This is a genomic window from Oceanicoccus sagamiensis, assembly GCF_002117105.1.
Taxonomy (GTDB): Bacteria; Pseudomonadota; Gammaproteobacteria; order Pseudomonadales; family Dasaniaceae; genus Oceanicoccus; species Oceanicoccus sagamiensis.
The window spans coordinates 2,215,638-2,236,267 of the sequence record NZ_CP019343.1 but is presented as its reverse complement, the minus strand read 5'-3'; the positions used below and the strand labels follow the sequence as shown (position 1 = coordinate 2,236,267).

The 20,630-nt window shown below is 47.7% G+C and carries 13 protein-coding genes and 5 tRNA genes; all 18 read right to left on the bottom strand.

The window, feature by feature from the left end; translation table 11 throughout:
* Window positions 1–28 precede the first annotated feature (28 nt).
* Entirely contained in the window at window positions 29–2,584 is a 2,556-nt protein-coding gene (locus BST96_RS10160) for a protein kinase domain-containing protein (RefSeq protein ID WP_085758594.1), read from the bottom strand.
* 326 nt (window positions 2,585–2,910) lie between these two features.
* Window positions 2,911–4,134, bottom strand: a complete 1,224-nt coding sequence (gene tuf, locus BST96_RS10155; protein WP_085757595.1) for an elongation factor Tu — start codon at window positions 4,132–4,134, stop codon at window positions 2,911–2,913.
* A gap of 82 nt (window positions 4,135–4,216) precedes the next feature.
* On the bottom strand, window positions 4,217–6,325 hold the full coding sequence (fusA, locus tag BST96_RS10150; RefSeq protein ID WP_085758593.1) for an elongation factor G: 2,109 nt from the start codon (window positions 6,323–6,325) through the stop codon (window positions 4,217–4,219).
* Between the two features lie 95 nt (window positions 6,326–6,420).
* Window positions 6,421–6,891: a 30S ribosomal protein S7 gene (gene rpsG / locus BST96_RS10145; protein WP_085758592.1), complete on the bottom strand. Its 471-nt coding sequence runs from the start codon at window positions 6,889–6,891 to the stop codon at window positions 6,421–6,423.
* A 193-nt stretch (window positions 6,892–7,084) separates the two neighbouring features.
* Window positions 7,085–7,456, bottom strand: coding sequence for a 30S ribosomal protein S12 (gene rpsL, locus BST96_RS10140; protein ID WP_085758591.1), 372 nt, complete (start codon window positions 7,454–7,456; stop codon window positions 7,085–7,087).
* 218 nt (window positions 7,457–7,674) lie between these two features.
* The gene (rpoC, locus tag BST96_RS10135; protein ID WP_085758590.1) at window positions 7,675–11,898 is read right to left on the bottom strand and encodes a DNA-directed RNA polymerase subunit beta'; all 4,224 of its coding nucleotides are present in this window, start codon (window positions 11,896–11,898) and stop codon (window positions 7,675–7,677) included.
* A gap of 88 nt (window positions 11,899–11,986) precedes the next feature.
* Window positions 11,987–16,063 carry a DNA-directed RNA polymerase subunit beta gene (gene rpoB / locus BST96_RS10130; RefSeq protein WP_085758589.1) on the bottom strand — a complete coding sequence of 1,359 codons (4,077 nt, stop codon included), beginning with the start codon at window positions 16,061–16,063 and terminating at the stop codon, window positions 11,987–11,989.
* Between the two features lie 299 nt (window positions 16,064–16,362).
* Window positions 16,363–16,737 (bottom strand): 50S ribosomal protein L7/L12, encoded by a 375-nt coding sequence (rplL, locus tag BST96_RS10125; protein WP_085758588.1) that lies wholly within the window; start codon window positions 16,735–16,737, stop codon window positions 16,363–16,365.
* Window positions 16,738–16,852: 115 nt separating this feature from the next.
* Window positions 16,853–17,347 (bottom strand): 50S ribosomal protein L10, encoded by a 495-nt coding sequence (gene rplJ, locus BST96_RS10120; RefSeq protein ID WP_085758587.1) that lies wholly within the window; start codon window positions 17,345–17,347, stop codon window positions 16,853–16,855.
* Between the two features lie 280 nt (window positions 17,348–17,627).
* Window positions 17,628–18,326 carry a 50S ribosomal protein L1 gene (rplA, locus tag BST96_RS10115; RefSeq protein ID WP_085758586.1) on the bottom strand — a complete coding sequence of 233 codons (699 nt, stop codon included), beginning with the start codon at window positions 18,324–18,326 and terminating at the stop codon, window positions 17,628–17,630.
* Entirely contained in the window at window positions 18,326–18,760 is a 435-nt protein-coding gene (gene rplK / locus BST96_RS10110; protein ID WP_085758585.1) for a 50S ribosomal protein L11, read from the bottom strand. Before rplK ends, rplA begins: the two co-directional genes overlap by 1 nt.
* Before the next feature lie 121 nt (window positions 18,761–18,881).
* Window positions 18,882–19,412 carry a transcription termination/antitermination protein NusG gene (gene nusG / locus BST96_RS10105; protein WP_085758584.1) on the bottom strand — a complete coding sequence of 177 codons (531 nt, stop codon included), beginning with the start codon at window positions 19,410–19,412 and terminating at the stop codon, window positions 18,882–18,884.
* Window positions 19,413–19,421: 9 nt separating this feature from the next.
* Window positions 19,422–19,790, bottom strand: coding sequence for a preprotein translocase subunit SecE (secE, locus tag BST96_RS10100; protein ID WP_085758583.1), 369 nt, complete (start codon window positions 19,788–19,790; stop codon window positions 19,422–19,424).
* A gap of 109 nt (window positions 19,791–19,899) precedes the next feature.
* Window positions 19,900–19,975, bottom strand: a tRNA-Trp gene (locus tag BST96_RS10095).
* Between the two features lie 121 nt (window positions 19,976–20,096).
* A tRNA-Thr gene (locus BST96_RS10090) sits at window positions 20,097–20,172 on the bottom strand.
* Between the two features lie 50 nt (window positions 20,173–20,222).
* Window positions 20,223–20,296 (bottom strand) — tRNA-Gly (locus tag BST96_RS10085).
* Window positions 20,297–20,337: 41 nt separating this feature from the next.
* Window positions 20,338–20,421, bottom strand: a tRNA-Tyr gene (locus BST96_RS10080).
* 113 nt (window positions 20,422–20,534) lie between these two features.
* Window positions 20,535–20,610, bottom strand: a tRNA-Thr gene (locus BST96_RS10075).
* Window positions 20,611–20,630: the final 20 nt, after the last annotated feature.

Genomic DNA, 20,630 nt, shown 5'->3' with positions numbered 1-20,630 from the left:
TCGATTATTTTTATGATGAACACTCACACTAGCGTTCTATTTTTCTTACCAACCTAAAACCTGTTGTTTTATCAGGGCTGCCGCTATGGCTTACCTTAGCCTCTACAGAGCAAGCCGTGTCTGCCAGACGATCAGTATGCTGACCACCAGCCGCCAACAGAGATCCCCCGTCGGTAGCCCACTCCTGCACATTGCCAATCACGTTATAAAGCCCCCAATCATTAAAAGCTCCACCCGCTACCCGCAGCTCATCTCCACCGCGAGTGCCGTTTACTCGTTTAACCGTGCAGTTGGGGTCCAGATTTTTTTTCCTGCCTGTAGCGACAGCCGCATTAAGCCACTCAGTATAAGTGGGCAAACGATAACTAAAACCCGACTCACTACTTAACCATTGCGCATAGGCATTGGCCTGCGCCACAGATAGCTGCCTAACCGGCAAATCACTTTGGGTATCGGTGATACCAGCACAGTCATTGCCAGCCTTACAATACGCACCAAAATCTTTTGCCGTTACTTCATATTTACCTACCGCATAAGAGGCGCCACCATCTACACCCGGAACGACAACCATTTTGGGACCGTTTACAGAGCCTGACAGCGAGTCGTAGCAGAACTTGCCATCGCGGCGGCCACTACCCGGCCCTAACTTTGAACTGGCACAGGGGTCAATCACAATATCTTTTAGCAATGGGCTATTGGGAAATACCGCCAGCGCCGATGTTTGTGCCGCTTTACCTGCAACCGGGTTACTACTGCCTATACGCTTGATACAGATAGCCATACGCTCACTAAAAGCCGGCATTTTTTGCTGGTAGCGAGCTTCGTCCAGAGTGCGCATATTATCCAGCTGGGTAGTTAACGCATCAAAATCCGGAAACGCCTGACAACTTAAAACGCTCTCTACCGCCGCCAAGCTGCGTTGATAACTTTCTTCGCGGGCCTTGGCTTCGGCCTCAGCAACCGCCCGTTGCTCCTGCAAGCGACGGGCACGCTCGGCCTTGTCAGCCTGGGCCTGGGCCAACTCTGCCTGCCGCTCTCGCTCTTTCTGTTCAGCCATTAATCGCTGACGCTCGGCCTCTATATCTTGCACAATACCGGCATTCAGCGATAAATAATCCTCTCTCTGCCCAGCATCCGCGTCCCATGTCAATGCAGCTGCAAGCGTTGATTGAGCCAGCTCCAGTTTTTTCTCCAGCCTTAAATTGCCTGCCTCCTTGATATAGAGGTCAACAATAGTCTTTCTGCTGGCCAATAGTTTTTCATCAGCCTCACCTACCATGCCCTGATACGTTTCATAAGCGGCACGTATATCCGCTTCAACACTACTCACAGGCTCCCGCGCAATCCATGCCTGCAAATTACTATAGGCATTGTCCTGATCGGCTTGCAGGCGAATAGCATCTTCATCAACAGCCTCAAACTGAGAGCGCTGCTCCACTGACCATACGGCAGCGCCACCAGCAATCACTACCACCAGAGCTGCAACCCACCAGATAGGACTGACATGACGATCAAAATCTTCCCAAAAATCGGTTGCTGAGGCATAGCGGTCTTCACGCTTAAAGGCCAGCGCCTTGCGCAACGCCTTCCACTGTCTTGCAGAGAGAGACTTAATTCTTGCGGGCCGCATACCTGCTTTTTTGGCGTCGACCGCATTTTTCTTTTTAAACGGGTGATGCCCGGTAAATAGCTCGTAGGCAACACAGCCCATGGCATAGACATCATCACCAATTTCGGGCAACTGCCCGGTTAGCATTTCCCTACTGGCATAAGCGGGCGTCAGGGCTCCCAGACTGCCGGGGTCAAACAGGGTATTTTCATTGCCACTTTTCTCATCACCCAGCCCCGAAGTTACCGCCCTGGCAATACCAAAATCAAGAACCTTGCCCTGCCCCGCATCGGTCACAAAAATATTGCCCGGCTTAAAATCCGAATGAGCTATATTGTTTTTATGTGCGTGGATCATCGCAGCCGTCATATCTTTCACAATACGATGAGCAGCTTCCATCTCCAGAGGCTTGTTGCCATTGGCTTTAATCAACTCATCCAGCGGCTTACCCTGCAAACACTCCATGGTCATAAACACCTGATCACCATCGCGATCAAAATCATGGACATTTACAATATTGGGGTGCGCCAGTTTTTGAGAGCGCCGGGCTTCTCGCTGTAAGGAGATAACAGAATGAGGGTGGACTTTAAAATCATCATTTAGCAGCTTGATAGCCACATAGGGGTCACGGTCTTTGGCCTCAACTTTACGTCGATCAAGGGCCTTGAATACCACACCCATACCGCCTGAACCCAATACATCAAGCAGCTCAAAGCGATCATTAATAACCTTGGTATTACCCAATGTCAGCGTCGGCGCACCACTCTGAGGTACGTCACCAGCACCCAATACAACCGTAGCATCACTGCTACTGCTGACACCACCGCCAATAACAACGGTTTTATCTGAATCATCATCTTCAATATGGGAGCGTATATTGGTTGGCGCTGAAGCTAAGGCTGCTTCTGCATCCTTGGCTGTGCCGGGCTCTTCGCCATCGCGTATCTGGGTTTTTGCGTCGAATTCGTCAGACATTGAATGGTTCCGTCATTTATTATTAATTGGGTAATAGCCAGCACTATTCAACTGATTTAACTGATCATTAACTTGATCACGGCTACCTTATAGATCGGCCGCCATATCCAATATAGCCAGCTCTATAACAACCCTATTCTATCGGGTTTAGCCAAGAATTCACACCGCCCGAGAGCAGGTGGTGGAAAATTGCCTAATAGGGAATATTGATTGATAAATAGAGGGCTAACAGAAAGAAGGGGGGGTAACAGGGGGAGATGGCCAAAAAGGCAATAAAAAAGGCCACCCGAAGGCAGCCTCTTTTGGTATAGCATCAAGACTCGAACTTATTCGATAATCTTGGCAACAACACCCGCACCAACAGTACGACCACCTTCACGGATAGCGAAGCGTAAACCTTCGTCCATCGCGATTGGGTTGATCAGGGTAACTACCATCTGTACGTTGTCACCTGGCATGACCATTTCTGTACCTTCTGGCAATTCACAAGCACCGGTGATATCAGTCGTACGGAAGTAGAACTGTGGACGGTAGCCTTTAAAGAATGGCGTGTGACGACCACCTTCATCTTTACCCAACACATACACTTCTGCTTCGAACTTGGTGTGTGGCTTGATTGAACCCGGCTTACAAAGAACCTGACCGCGCTCTACTTCTTCACGCTTGGTACCACGCAGTAGTGCACCGATGTTCTCACCCGCACGACCTTCGTCAAGCAGCTTACGGAACATCTCAACACCCGTACAGGTAGTGCTCTGTGTTTCACGGATACCAACGATTTCTACTTCGTCGCCAGTGTTGATGATGCCGCGCTCAACACGACCGGTAACAACCGTACCACGACCAGAGATTGAGAATACGTCTTCGATAGGCATAATGAAGTCGCCATCGATCGCACGCTCTGGCTCAGGGATATAAGAATCCAGAGTCTCAAGCAGTGTCTTAACCGCAGTTGTACCCAGTTCATTGTCGTCTTTGCCTTCTAGAGCCATTAACGCAGAACCTGGGATGATTGGCGTGTCATCGCCTGGGAATTCGTAAGTATCCAGAAGCTCACGCAGCTCCATTTCTACCAACTCAAGCATTTCCAGGTATTCTTCAGAACCGGCACCGCCGCAATCTTCAGCTAGCAGGTCAGCTTTGTTCAGGAATACGACAACGTAAGGTACACCGACCTGACGTGACAGCAGGATGTGCTCACGAGTCTGAGGCATTGGGCCGTCAGTCGCGCCACATACCAGGATAGCGCCGTCCATCTGAGCAGCACCTGTGATCATGTTTTTAACGTAATCCGCGTGTCCCGGGCAATCTACGTGGGCGTAGTGGCGATCTGGCGTATCGTACTCAACGTGAGACGTTGCGATAGTGATACCACGCTCGCGCTCTTCAGGAGCGTTATCGATGTTAGCGAAATCTACCGCTTCACCGCCGAATACTTCGGAAGCTACGCGAGTCAAAGCCGCTGTTAGAGTAGTTTTACCATGGTCAACGTGTCCGATAGTACCAACGTTGACGTGTGGTTTGGTGCGTTCAAATTTTTCCTTAGCCACAGCTAATTACCTCGTCAATTGTTTAAAAAATTAAAGTTAACCATGTTTCGCCTAACAGCTTTACTGAGCAAAACCGCCAAACTTAACCCATATTTTTCGCAATGATTGCTTCCGCAACATTGCTTGGTGCCGGAGAATATTTCTCAAACTCCATAGTGAATGTAGCGCGGCCCTGAGTTGCTGAACGCAAATCAGTAGCGTAACCAAACATTTCACCTAGTGGCACCTCGGCATCAACGACCTTGCCCATAGCACTGTCGCCCATACCTAAAATCATTCCGCGACGACGATTCAAATCACCAACCACGTCACCCATGTTTTCTTCAGGAGTTACCACTTCTACTTTCATCATCGGTTCCAGCAGCTCAGCGCCACCTTCTTGAGCCAGCTTTTTGGTTGCCATTGAAGCTGCAACTTTAAATGCCATCTCATTGGAATCCACATCATGAAAAGATCCATCATAGAGCGTTGCTTTCAGGCCTAATAACGGGAAGCCCGCCAATACACCATTTTGCATCTGCTCTGAGATACCTTTTTCAACCGCAGGAATATATTCACGAGGAACAGTACCGCCAACGATTTCATTTACAAATTCTAAACCTTCAGCATTGGCATCTTCGCCGGGCTCAAACTTCACCCAAACATGACCATACTGACCACGACCACCAGACTGGCGAACAAACTTGCCTTCAATGTCGCAAGAGTTGGTAATCGCTTCACGGTAAGCAACCTGTGGCTTACCAATATTCGCTTCAACGCTAAACTCACGACGCATACGATCAACCAGAATATCGAGGTGTAATTCACCCATACCTGAAATAATCGTTTGCCCGGTTTCTTCGTCGGTCTTAACCCGGAAGGATGGATCTTCTTGCGCCAACTTACCGAGCGCAATACCCATTTTTTCCTGATCGGGTTTTGATTTTGGCTCAACCGCTACAGAGATAACTGGCTCGGGGAATTCCATCCGCTCAAGCACAATCACTTCATCAGGGGAGCATAAAGTATCACCAGTGGTCACATCTTTAAGGCCGATGGCCGCTGCAATATCACCTGCTAATACTTCTTTAATTTCTTGTCTATCGTTTGAGTGCATTTGCACCATACGACCAACACGTTCTTTTTTCTGTTTCACCGAATTGTAAACGGCGGTGCCACTTTCTAAACGCCCGGAGTAAACACGGAAAAACGTTAGCGTCCCCACAAAAGGGTCGGTAGCAATTTTAAAAGCCAACGCGGCAAAGGGGGCTTCATCATCCGCTTCACGGGTGGCTACAGTTTCTTCTTTATCATCCAGTGTACCTTCAATCGCCTTCACTTCTTCCGGCGACGGCATATACTGGATGACGGCATCAAGCATGGCTTGTACGCCTTTGTTCTTAAAGGCCGAACCGCCCAATACAGGAACGATTTCATTAGCCAATGTACGTTGGCGGATACCGGCAATAATCTCTTCTTCCGATAAATCACCTTCTTCAAGGTATTTTTCCATCAACTCATCGTTGGCTTCCGCCGCTGACTCGATCATATATTCACGCATTTCTTCACAGCGATCTTGAAGATCCGCTGGAATATCGGCGTAATCAAAGGTCATACCCTGATCGTCTTCATTCCATAAAATGGCTTTCATTTTAACCAGGTCAACAACGCCTTTAAACTCATCTTCAGCACCAATCGTCATCTGAAGTGGAACGGCGTTAGCACCAAGGCGCTCACCTAATTGATCAACCACCATATGGAAGTCGGCGCCGGCACGGTCCATCTTATTGACGAATACCATGCGCGGCACTTCATATTTGTTAGCCTGACGCCACACAGTTTCGGTTTGTGGTTGTACACCTGACGAACCACAAAGCACAACGACCGCACCATCTAATACTCGCAGTGAACGCTCAACTTCGATTGTGAAGTCAACGTGCCCCGGTGTATCGATAATATTGATACGGTGTTGATCAAACTGCTGCTGCATACCAGCCCAGAAACAAGTGGTAGCTGCGGAGGTAATGGTAATACCCCGCTCTTGTTCCTGCTCCATCCAGTCCATAGTCGCAGCGCCGTCATGCACTTCACCGATCTTGTGAGAAAGACCGGTGTAGAACAATACGCGTTCCGTAGTCGTGGTTTTACCCGCGTCTACGTGAGCACAGATACCGATATTGCGGTAACGGGCTATAGGCGTTTTACGTGCCACTGTGTGAACTCCGATAGAGAAAAAATAAAATTAAAAACGCACTCGAACCTTTCCAACAAAAACCTGATACAAAATACTGCACCAGGTTTTTTGTATTAGAAACGGTAGTGAGAGAACGCTTTGTTCGCTTCAGCCATGCGATGCACGTCTTCACGCTTTTTAACCGCAGAGCCTTTGCCCTGTGATGCGTCAACAATTTCACCGGCTAGACGCTGACGCATAGACTTCTCACCACGGCCACGTGAGTACTCTACCAACCAACGCATGGCTAGTGCCGCGCGACGAGATGGACGTACTTCAACAGGTACCTGGTAAGTTGCACCACCAACGCGGCGAGATTTAACCTCGACCATCGGTGCAATGTTTTCCAGCGCTTCGTCAAAAGCTTCAATAGGATCTTTATTCAGTTTCTCCTGGACGATATCCAGGGCACCATAAACGATGCTTTCAGCCACTGATTTTTTACCACTGATCATTACGTGGTTCATAAACTTAGCTAACGTAAGATTGCCGAATTTTGGATCAGGCAAAATCTCGCGTTTAGCGACGACTCTTCTTCTTGGCATTGTATTAGCCCTTTTCTTCAGGTTATCCAAACACTGTTTTGCCAGTTGCCCGAGGATGGGCGAGTGGGTTAGCAGGGGTTTGGCCTTACTAAGGTTGATTTTTACGATTCAGTGCATGCACTTAACCGTTACTACTTTCTTTCTTAACCGATACTACGTAGTGGAGAAGGACTACACCTTCTCCCATTCAGGATCACTTAGGACGCTTGGCACCATATTTAGAACGGCCTTGCCTACGGTCAGCCACTCCAGAGGTATCCAAACTGCCACGAACGGTGTGATAACGCACACCAGGCAGATCCTTAACACGACCACCGCGAATCAAAACTACACTGTGCTCTTGCAGGTTGTGACCTTCACCACCGATATATGAAGTTACTTCATAACCGTTGGTCAAACGTACACGACATACTTTACGCAATGCAGAGTTTGGTTTCTTAGGCGTAGTGGTATACACACGAGTACATACACCACGGCGCTGCGGACAAGCCTGCAAAGCAGGAACGTCGCTTTTTTGAACCTTACGTTTTCTCGGCTTACGAACCAACTGGTTGATCGTTGCCATTAAACAAACTCCAAATTAAATAAATAAAACTACTACTTTCAACCACTTAGAGCGCTATTGCTGATATGCCATGGCGCCTGCAGCGGCAAGAGAGGGTTTGGCAGCGCCAAATCATCTCTGTTAAAAAGCAGAGCGCGAATACTATAGATGCGCCCCACCCTAGTCAATAGCTGGATATGGGTAATATCCAGCTGTTTGGAAGCCAGTTTGAGGGCTATTTAGCCCTCATCCTTCAATGCTTCAGTCAATGCCGCCTCGATATCAGCTGCACTTACTACCATTTCTTCACTAGCTGTCAGCTCTTCATCCTTACGGCGCTTACGCTCGGCATGGTATGCCAGGCCAGTACCCGCAGGGATCAAGCGACCCACAACAACGTTTTCTTTCAAGCCACGTAGATAATCGCGCTTACCGGTAACGGCAGCCTCGGTTAGTACACGGGTGGTCTCCTGGAACGATGCAGCCGAGATAAACGACTCAGTTGCCAGAGAGGCCTTGGTAATACCCAGTAATAGACGCTCGTAAGTGGCCGGTACTTTACCTTCCGCTTCCAGACGCTCATTTTCTTCAAGGACGCGGGTAAATTGCACCTGCTCACCCTTGATCAAGGCTGAATCACCAGAAGCGGTGATTTCAACTTTACGCAGCATCTGACGGCAAATAACCTCGATGTGCTTATCGTTGATACCAACACCCTGTAGACGATATACGTCCTGGATTTCGTTGCTGATGTACTTGGCCAGCTCCGCAACACCCTTCAAACGCAGGATATCGTGCGGGCTTGGTGGGCCCTCAGAAACAACTTCACCCTTCTCTACGTTCTCACCCTCAAACACGCTTAATGTACGCCATTTGTGGATCAGTGATTCGTAGTGATCAGAACCTTTATAAGTAGAGCCATCCGTTGGTGTAATTACCAGACGACGCTTACCTTTGGTTTCTTTACCGAATGAAACCGTACCGGAGATTTCTGCAAGAATGGCAGGCTCTTTCGGCTTACGGGCTTCGAACAGGTCAGCAACACGTGGCAGACCACCGGTAATATCACGAGTTTTTGAACTCTCCTGTGGGATACGGGCGATAACATCACCAACACCGATATCTTCACCATCGGTTAAACCAACCATGGCGTTTGCAGGCAGGAAGTAGTGTGCAGGTACTGAAGTACCGGCCAGACACAGTTCTTTACCTTTTGCATCAACCAGAGTTACCGCAGGACGGATATCTTTACCAGCCGTTTGGCGCTCAGCAGGATCGATAACCGAGATAGAGCTTAGACCGGTTAATTCATCAGTCTGGTGGTTAACGGTAATGCCTTCTTCCATACCACTGAACTTAACTTTACCAGCCACTTCAGTAATGATGGGGTGGGTGTGTGGATCCCAAGTGGTAACGACATCGCCAGCGGCAACATCAGTACCATCGGCCACTTTAATCACGGCACCGTATGGCAGCTTATAACGCTCACGCTCACGACCACTGTGGTCAGCAACCGCTAATTCACCGGAACGACTTACCGCAACAAAAGTACCGTCTGACTTTTCAGCCAACTTAACATTGTGTAAACGGATCGTACCTTCCTGCTTAACCTGGATACTATCAACCGCAGTTGCCCGCGATGCCGCACCACCAATGTGGAAGGTACGCATGGTTAACTGAGTACCGGGCTCACCAATGGATTGAGCAGCGATAACACCAACCGCCTCACCAACATTGATCTGATGACCACGAGCCAGGTCACGACCGTAACAGGTAGAACATAGACCGTGGCGAGTTTCACAGGTAATCGGTGAACGAACTTTCACTTCATCGATACTGTGGCTTTCTAATTCGATAACACCTTTCTCGTCGAGCAATGTGCCGCGGGCAAAGATAACGTCATCCGTACCTGGCTTTAGGACATCCTCTGCAACGACACGACCAAGCACACGATCACCCAGAGTTTCGATAATATCGCCACCCTCAATAACCGGCGCCATTAATAGACCTTCGTGGGTGTCACAATCCTGCTCAGTAACAACCAGATCCTGAGCAACATCAACCAGACGACGAGTCAGGTAACCCGAGTTAGCTGTTTTCAGTGCGGTATCCGCCAAACCTTTACGAGCACCGTGAGTCGAAATAAAGTACTGAAGAATACTTAGACCTTCACGGAAGTTTGCCGTAATCGGCGTTTCGATAATCGAGCCATCTGGCTTGGCCATCAGACCACGCATACCGGCCAACTGACGAATCTGGGCTGGGCTACCACGAGCACCGGAGTCGGCGTAGATATAAACAGAGTTAAATGAATCCTGCTGCTCATCTTCACCGTCGCGGTTGGTCACAGTCTCTTTCGAGATACCGTCCATCATCGACTTGGAAACCATATCGTTGGCACGTGACCAGATATCGATAACCTTATTGTATTTCTCACCCTGTGTTACCAGACCGGAAGCGTACTGAGATTCGATTTCACGAACTTCTTCTTCGGCGCTGCCGATAATCTGGGCTTTTTCTTCAGGGATAGCAAAATCGTTAATACCGATTGAAGCACCAGAACGAGTTGAGTAAGCAAAACCGGCATACATTAGTTGGTCAGCAACAATAACGGTCGCTTTCAAACCGACCTTACGGTAGCACTCGTTCAAAACTTTAGAGATGGCCTTTTTAACCATTGGGTTGTTAACCAACTCAAAGGGAAGACCTTCTGGAATGATCTGCCATAACAGCACACGACCAACAGTAGTCTCAACAATTTTGGTTTCTTCGTTGCGCTCACCCGTTTCTTCATCGAACAAGACTTCGGTGATACGACACTTAATACGTGCCTGCAAATGAGCCTTGCGGGTATTGTAAGCGCGATGCACTTCTTCAGGGTCCGAGAACACCATGCCCTCGCCTTCAGCATTAACACGAGCTCGGGTTAACCAGTACAGACCCAATACAACATCCTGCGAAGGAACGATAATCGGCTCACCGTTCGCTGGAGAAAGAATGTTGTTGGTAGACATCATCAAGGCACGAGCTTCAAGCTGCGCTTCGATAGTCAACGGTACGTGTACCGCCATTTGGTCACCATCAAAGTCAGCGTTATAAGCCGCACATACCAGCGGGTGTAGCTGAATCGCTTTACCTTCGATCAGTACCGGTTCAAAGGCCTGGATACCCAAACGGTGAAGTGTTGGTGCACGGTTAAGCATAACAGGATGTTCACGGATAACTTCTGCAAGAATATCCCAAACTTCTGGCGGCTCACGCTCAACCATTTTCTTAGCCGCTTTAATCGTAGTCGCTAAACCACGGGCTTCTAATTTACCGAAAATGAAAGGCTTAAATAATTCCAGCGCCATTTTCTTAGGCAGACCACACTGGTGCAACTTAAGAGTAGGACCAACAACAATTACGGAACGGCCAGAGTAATCAACACGCTTACCAAGAAGGTTCTGACGGAAACGACCCTGCTTACCTTTGATCATATCAGCCAAAGATTTTAGCGGGCGCTTGTTAGAACCAGTAATCGCACGACCGCGACGACCGTTATCTAATAGTGCATCAACAGATTCCTGCAACATACGCTTTTCGTTACGTACGATGATATCAGGAGCATTAAGGTCTAATAGACGCTTAAGACGGTTGTTACGGTTGATAACGCGACGGTATAAATCGTTCAAATCGGACGTCGCAAAACGACCGCCGTCCAGAGGTACTAACGGACGAAGATCCGGTGGTAGTACTGGCAATGCGTTAAGAATCATCCACTCAGCTTTGTTGCCAGAAGACTGTAGGGCTTCTAACAACTTCAAACGCTTGGATAATTTTTTGATTTTAGTTTCAGAATTCGTTGCTGGAATTTCTTCATGCAATGTCTCGACTTCTTGGTCGATATCGATATCTTGCATTAAGCGCTGAACCGCTTCTGCACCCATCATCGCTTCAAATTCGTCACCGAACTCTTCCATTGACTCGTAGTATTGCTCGTCCGTTAGCATCTGACCTTTTTCAAGCGTGGTCATGCCTGGATCGATAACAACATACGATTCAAAATATAAGATACGCTCAATATCACGCAGCGTCATATCCAATAGCAAACCGATACGGCTTGGTAATGATTTCAAAAACCAGATATGTGCAACAGGGCTAGCCAATTCGATATGACCCATACGGTCACGACGAACTTTCGCCAGTGCCACTTCAACGCCACACTTCTCACAGATAACACCGCGATGCTTTAGGCGTTTGTATTTGCCACAGAGACATTCGTAATCTTTTACTGGTCCAAAAATCTTGGCACAGAAAAGACCGTCACGCTCGGGCTTAAAGGTACGGTAGTTAATCGTCTCAGGCTTTTTCACTTCACCGTAAGACCATGAGCGAATCATCTCAGGAGAGGCCAAACCAATCCGGATAGAATCAAACTCTTCGTTTTGACCTTGCTTGAGTAAATTTAATAAATCTTTCACGCCGTTTCTCCGCTATGAAGGAGCTCTTTAAGAGCTCCACATAATCGATTGTTGATGGTTACGTTACATCTGATATGCGATTGCTCGCTTACTCAGTGTCCAACTCCATATTGATACCAAGAGACCGAATCTCTTTAAGCAATACGTTGAAAGACTCTGGCATACCAGGCTCCATGCGCTGGTCACCATCAACGATATTTTTGTACATCTTAGTACGACCGGCCACGTCATCCGACTTAACCGTTAGCATTTCCTGCAAGGTATAAGCAGCACCGTATGCTTCAAGTGCCCACACTTCCATCTCACCGAAACGCTGACCACCAAACTGAGCTTTACCACCCAGCGGCTGTTGCGTAACAAGACTGTACGAACCTGTAGAACGAGCGTGCATTTTGTCGTCTACCAAGTGGTTCAGTTTTAACATATACATATAGCCAACAGTTGTTTCACGGTCGAAGGCTTCACCTGTACGACCATCGTATAACTGCATCTGACCACTGTCAGGCAAGTCTGCCAGTCTCAACAGGTTTTTAACTTCGGCTTCAGAAGCACCGTCAAATACCTGCGTTGCCATTGGCACACCACCGCGAAGATTGCCGGCCATTTCGATGATTTCTTCATCGGTAAATGACTTCAGATCTTCTTTACGGCCGCCATCACCATTGTAAATTTCGTCGAGAAATTTACGCAGCTCAGCAATCTTGCGCTGCTCTTCAAGCATCACATCAATCTTTTCACCCAAACCTTTAGCCGCCAGGCCAAGGTGAGTTTCAAGAATCTGACCAACGTTCATTCGCGACGGTACACCGAGCGGGTTAAGCACGATATCAACCGGCTCACCTTTCTCGTTATAAGGCATATCTTCTACTGGCATAATGACCGAAATAACACCCTTGTTACCGTGACGTCCCGCCATTTTATCGCCAGGCTGAATACGACGTTTGATCGCCAGATAAACCTTAACAATCTTCAGTACACCCGGTGCCAAATCATCACCGCTGGTTAGTTTGCGCTTCTTATCTTCAAAACGCTCTTCCAACGCAACACGCTGTTCAGCCAACTGGGTTTCAGCAGATTCTAGCTGGGCATTAAGGGCATCATCAGAGAAACGCAGTTTGAACCACTGGTCTTTCTCTAAGGCATCCAAAGCGTCGTCGTCCATTACAGTACCTTTCTTAAGGTCTGCACCGCCAACGATTTTCTGGCCACTTAATGATTTGCGCAATAACGCGAAGGTTGCACCTTCAAAGATACGAAGCTCTTCGTTAAGGTCTTTGCGGTATTCATCAAGCTGTGATTTTTCGATTTCTTTAGCGCGAGTATCTTTCTCAAGACCGTCGCGGGTGAAAACCTGCACATCAATAACGGTACCTTTAACACTTGAAGGTACACGCAAAGAGGTATCTTTAACGTCAGAGGCTTTCTCACCGAAAATAGCACGTAGTAGTTTTTCTTCTGGCGTTAGCTGGGTTTCACCTTTAGGCGTTACCTTACCGACCAGAATATCACCAGCGCCAACTTCGGCACCGATATAAACAATACCGGACTCATCCAGTTTACCTAATGCGCCTTCGCCAACGTTGGGAATATCAGAAGTTACTTCCTCTGAACCCAGCTTGGTATCACGGGCAATACAGGTTAATTCCTGAATGTGGATCGTAGTAAAACGATCTTCTTTAACGACACGTTCAGAAACAAGGATCGAATCCTCAAAGTTGTAACCATTCCAGGGCATAAATGCGATACGCATATTCTGACCCAGTGCCAACTCACCTAAATCGATAGATGGACCATCAGCCAAGATGTCGCCACGCTGAATAATATCGCCTTCGGTAACGATAGGACGCTGGTTAATACAAGTGTTCTGGTTAGAACGGGTGTATTTAGTCAGGTTATAAATATCAACCGGCGGCTGGCCTGCTTCTACTTCGGTGTCGTTAACACGTACAACGATACGACCAGAGTCGATACTATCGACGACACCGCCGCGGCGCGCAACTTCACAAACACCGGAGTCCGCAGCTACATAGCGCTCAATACCTGTACCCACTAATGGCTTATCAGCTTTTAGCGTAGGTACAGCCTGACGCTGCATGTTCGATCCCATTAATGCACGGTTCGCATCATCGTGCTCAAGGAACGGAATCAATGCCGCGGCAACTGAAACCACCTGCTTCGGAGAAACGTCCATATACTGAACTTCATCCGGAGCCTTAACGGTAAACTCGTTTAAGTGACGAACCGCTACCAGCTCATCGACTAATTTGTTCTTTTTATCCAGCGTCGCAGAAGCTTGTGCAATGATGTACTCAGCTTCGTTGATGGCAGACAAGTATTCGATCTCTTCAGTCGCAACACCTTTAACCACTTTACGGTATGGGCTCTCCAGGAAACCATAGTCGTTGGTGCGGGCATAGGTTGCCAATGAGTTGATCAAACCGATATTTGGACCTTCAGGTGTTTCGATAGGACAGACACGACCATAGTGGGTCGGGTGTACATCTCGCACCTCAAAACCAGCGCGCTCACGGGTCAGACCACCTGGCCCTAATGCAGAAACACGACGCTTGTGCGTCACTTCTGACAATGGGTTGTTCTGATCCATAAACTGGGACAGCTGTGAAGAGCCAAAGAACTCTTTAACAGCAGCAGCCACTGGCTTGGCATTGATCATATCCTGAGGCATTAAGCCTTCAGACTCGGCCATGGATAGGCGCTCTTTAACCGCACGCTCAACACGAACCAGACCAACACGGAATTGGTTTTCTGCCATTTCGCCAACAGAACGTACACGACGGTTACCGAGGTGATCGATATCATCAACCACGCCTTTACCATTGCGAATATCTACCAAGGTTTTTAGTACAGCAACGATATCGTCATTGCTCAGGATACCTTCGCCAGTAACCTCTTCACGACCCAGGCGACGGTTAAACTTCATCCGACCAACAGTCGACAAGTCATAACGCTCTGGAGAGAAGAACAGGTTCTGGAATAAGTTCTCAGCAGACTCTTTAGTTGGCGGCTCACCAGGACGCATCATGCGGTAGATTTCTACCAGCGCTTCCAGCTCATTACGAGAAGGATCGATACGCAGGGTGTCACTAATAAATGGACCGCAATCCAGTTCGTTAGTGTAGATTGTCTCAATCGCCTTAACACCGGCTTCGGCCAACTGCGCCAATACTTCTTCAGTCAGCTCGGTATTGCATTCAACAATCACTTCGCCGGTCTTTTCATCGACAACATTTTTCGCCAAAGAACGACCAACCACATACTCTTCAGGAACCTGAAGAGCTTTCAGTTTTTCTTTTTCGATCTGGCGAATATTACGTGCTGTAATACGACGGCCAGACTCAACGATCACACTACCGCCTTTGCCGGTAATATCAAAAGAGGCAACCTCACCACGTAGACGCTCGGGGATCAACGTCATCTTGTAGTTGCCATCTTTATCAACGGTAAATTCGTCAACGTCATAGAACATATCCAGAATTTCTTCTGAACTGTAACCTAATGAACGCAGCAGAATAGTCGCTGGTAGTTTACGACGACGATCAATACGTACGTAAACCATATCTTTTGGATCAAACTCGAAGTCCAACCATGAACCACGGTAAGGAATCACCCGCGCTGAATACAACAGCTTACCGGAAGAGTGAGTTTTGCCCTTGTCATGATCAAAGAATACACCCGGTGAACGGTGTAACTGAGAAACGATAACACGCTCAGTACCATTGATAACGAAGGTACCATTCTCAGTCATTAATGGGATTTCACCCATATAGACTTCTTGTTCTTTAATATCTTTAATAGTTTTGCTGGCTGATTCCTTATCATAAATAATCAACCGCACTTTAACCCGCAGGGGAACTGCAAAGGTAACACCACGCAACTGACACTCGGCCACATCAAAGGCCGGCGCACCCAGCGCATAATCAACATACTCAAGTGCCGCACTGCCAGAATAGCTAACAATCGGGAAGACTGACTTAAACGCAGCGTGCAAGCCCATCTCGGCTCGATTACCCTGACTAGAGTCTTCTTGAGTGAATTTTTTGTACGAATCCAACTGTATCGCCAAAAGATACGGCACATCCATTACATGGGACATCTTGCCGAAATCCTTACGGATACGTTTTTTCTCTGTATAAGAGTAGGCCATTAGCGCTCCCCAGCTTTCGTTTCTGATCGTCATCCGCAACATGCGCGACAACGGCTCATCACAATCCTGAAATCAGGTTTCCTTGATAAACAGCTCCGGCAAACTCATTGACGGACACTATTTAATCCAAGTCGGTCCTCTATCTACAAACTCATGTTTGTGCAGAAAACCTATAAACAGAAAAAGGCCGACGGTTAAAATCCTGAATTTTCAGGATATTTCCGTCAGCCCTACACTTCTTTTAAGCGGCAACTAAAAAGCCAGTAGCCGCTCTATGGAAGTGCTTAACAACTACCAGCTTACTTAAGCTCGGCAGATGCACCAGCTTCTTCAAGCGCCTTAACTGCTTCTTCAGCATCTTCTTTCGAAGCCGCTTCTTTAACAGTTGAAGGAGCGCCGTCAACCATACCTTTGGCTTCTTTCAGACCAAGGCCAGTGATGGCACGAACCGCTTTGATAACGTTAACTTTCTTATCGCCAGCGGCAGTAAGAACAACGTCAAACTCAGTTTTCTCTTCAGCAGCACCGCCAGCGTCGCCGCCAGCAGGACCAGCAGCTACAGCAGCAGCGGCCGATACGCCAAATTTTTCTTCCATTGCTTCGATCAGTTCAACAACATCTTTAACTGACATTTCAGCAACTGCATTGATGATATCTTCTTGAGATAAAGACATGATTCAGTTCCTATATCTTTGAGTGCCCTAATAACAACACTCGGTAAATTCAATAAAAGCAGATAAGTTTTTCTTCCCCCTACCTCTATAAAGAGGCAAAAAGGCAAGAAATGACTTATGCAGCTTCCGATTCTTTCTGGTCGCGAAGGGCCGCAAGAGTGCGAACCAATTTTCCAGCAGATGCTTCTTTCATCACGCTCATCAGCTTGGCGATCGCTTCGTCGTATGTAGGCAGTGTTGCCAACATAGCGATATCAGTCACCTCACCTTCAAAGGCAGCAGCCTTAAGCTCTAGCTTGTCATTGTCTTTTGCGAACGCCTTCAGGATGCGTGCACCAGCACCTGGGTGTTCGTTAGAAAATGCAATTAGAGTTGGGCCGACAAAAGTATCAACAAGACACTCATAGTCCGTACCTTCAACAGCGCGTTTGGCCAACGTGTTACGTACGACGCGCATATACACGCCAGCTTCACGAGCCTCTTTACGCAGTGCAGTCATATCGACAACAGAAACGCCACGTGAGTCGGCGACTACTGCAGATAATGCACTTTGAGCAACTTGCTGGACTTCAGCGACAATCGCTTTTTTGTCTTCGAGTCCTATTGCCACAATCTTTCTCCAATATAATAAGCACTAAACTTACCGCGCTTATCGTTTCAGTTTTTTGCCAAAAGCAGCAGAGCTGTTTTTGGCAAGTTGTTTCGGTGGTCGTCAAATACTTAACAATTCACCGTCTGCGTAGGTTTGGCTTTCGCCTCATTAAGCCAGATTTCTAATCAATACAACGGAACAGAAACCTATAACACCTACGGTCTTTGACGGCCTGCCTTCTACCTTCAACATCAAGGGAGGGGACAGACCACAAAGTTCTTTTAACCTCTTTAGAGTCTTACTTAAGCTCTAAAGAAGATTGATCTAATAACAAACCAGGGCCCATCGTGGTAGATAGGGTCATCTTCTTCAGGTATACACCCTTGGCAGAAGAAGGCTTGCCTTTTTGCAAATCAGCAACCAGCGCTTCAAGATTTTCTTTGATGGCATTGGCATCAAAAGAGATCTTGCCGATAGCGCCGTGGATAATACCGTTCTTGTCGATACGGTAACGAACCTGACCGGCTTTAGCATTGTTTACCGCTGTTTCTACATCAGGAGTAACGGTGCCAGTTTTAGGGTTAGGCATTAAGCCGCGTGGACCTAAAACAGTACCCAACTGACCAACAACACGCATAGCGGCTGGCTCAGCAATAACCACGTCAAAATCCAGATTACCGGCTTTAACCTGCTCGGCAAGATCGTCCATACCAACAATATCTGCACCAGCAGCTGTTGCCTTCTCGGCGTTAGCGCCTTGAGCAAAAACAGCAACACGTACTTCACTACCCGTACCGTGAGGTAAAGTAGTCGCACCACGAACAACCTGATCAGATTTCTTGGCATCAACACCTAGATTGACAGCAATATCAACAGTCTCTGTGTACTTAACGGTAGAGACTTCTTTAAGCAGCGCAACAGCATCTTCAATCGGATACAGCTTGCCAGCTTCAACTTTTTCATTAATCGCCTTTTGGCGTTTTGATAGCTTAGTCATTACACCACACCCTCAGTCTCGATACCGGCGGCGCGAGCGCTACCAGCAATTGTGCGAACCGCTGCATCCATATCAGCAGCCGTTAAGTCAGGCATTTTAGTGGTGGCAATTTCTTCTAACTGCGCACGAGTCACTTTACCGACTTTCTTAGTATTAGGAGTACCGGAACCACTCTTAATACCCGCAGCCTTCTTCAACAGAATTGAAGCTGGTGGAGTTTTGGTGATGTAGGTAAAACTGCGATCACTATAAACACTGATCACAACAGGAACAGGAAGACCTGGCTCAACACCTTGGGTAGCGGCGTTAAACGCTTTACAGAATTCCATGATATTCACACCGTGCTGACCTAGAGCAGGACCCACTGGTGGACTTGGATTGGCCTGACCAGCAGGCACTTGCAGCTTGATATAAGCTTCGACTTTTTTAGCCATTTCACTTCTCCTTTGGGTAGTAGCGCCTCACAACCTCAAACATAAATGTTTTTGATTGATCTCCGGCTCCCCGGTTTAAGCACCTGTTTAACCAGATGCCATTTAAAAATTCTTACGTCTCTTACGTTTTTTCTACCTGACCAAAATCCAACTCAACCGGAGTTGAACGACCGAAGATCAACACCGCTACATGCAGCTTGCTCTTCTCATAATTTACTTCTTCAACCACGCCATTAAAGTCATTAAACGGACCATCAACAACACGAACCATTTCACCTGGCTCAAACAAGGTTTTGGGCTTGGGCGCTTCGCCACTTTCTACACGCTGAAGAATAGCGTTAGCTTCAGCCTCAGTAATGGGTGCAGGCTTATCTGCCTTACCGCCAATAAAACCCATAACACGAGGCGTTTCTTTAACCAAGTGCCAAGTATCATCACCCAAGTCCATCTCAACCAATACATAGCCGGGAAAGAACTTGCGCTCACTGCGACGCTTTTGGCCGCCGCGCATTTCAATCACTTCTTCGGTAGGCACCAACACCTCACCGAACTTATCTTCCATCTTGTGCAGCTCAATACGCTCTTTCAGGGCGTTTGCTACTTTCTTTTCATAACCTGAGTAGGCGTGAACCACATACCAACGCTTAGACATTTATCACCCCTAACCTATTGCCAGAGAAACTAACCAACCCAACAGAGTATCCAAACCCCAAAGGATCAGCGCCATCACAAATACAAACGCCACAACAATCAGTGTGGTCTGCGTGGTTTCCTGGCGCGTTGGCCAAACCACTTTACGTATTTCTGTTCTGGCTTCTTTCGCCAGCTTCCAAAACGCTGCACCCTGTACCGTCTGCACCGCAACAAAGGCAGCAGCGACAGCAATAACAACCAGACCCACAACTCTATATAGAAGAGACTGATCATCGTAATAAACATTGCCACCAATACCAGCAGCAAGAAGCGCAACTACGACCAGCCACTTAAGGCCGTCCAAGCTACTGCTTTGAGATTCCGCACTTGCGTTCATAAAACTTCCATCTCACTATCAACACCAGCAAATCGGTGTCTTTTCTTTCTTTAAAATAACAGGCGTAAAGCACCGCTTCGCCACTATGCGAAGAAGTGCTTTGATATAATGGCAGGCCAGGAGGGACTCGAACCCCCAACCACCGGTTTTGGAGACCGGTGCTCTACCAATTGAGCCACTGGCCTGTAACCACCGGAGACCCAATAAACCGCCCACCGATGTCAAACCTCTAAAAACTGTGTGACCAACCTATCTAAGGCGTCACGGATAGCTCATTCAATTAACATTAAAGAACCATCAAAAATATGGAGCTCATAACCGGATTTGAACCGGTGACCTCTTCCTTACCAAGGAAGTGCTCTACCGACTGAGCTATATGAGCACACTAAACCAAGCTCAGCGCAAACATCCAAAGAGTTGCCAACCAAAACATGGAGCGGGTAGCGGGAATCGAACCCGCATATTCAGCTTGGAAGGCTGACGTTCTACCACTGAACTATACCCGCTTAAAATTCCCGCTTAACAGCCATTTATTACAACGAATAAATGGTGGTGGGGGGTGGATTCGAACCACCGAAGCTTGCGCGTCAGATTTACAGTCTGATCCCTTTAGCCACTCGGGAACCCCACCACAGGGAGCGGATTATATCTCTCCAAACAATGCCAGAGAGAAATCCATATCAACCTTCACCTAGAGCAGCCTGAATAGCTGTACCTCTAAGTCCTCGTATTTTAAAGGAAAATTGGAGCTGGCGAGAGGAGTCGAACCCCCGACCGGCTGATTACAAGTCAGCTGCTCTACCAACTGAGCTACGCCAGCATCAACCTCATTTTCAACGA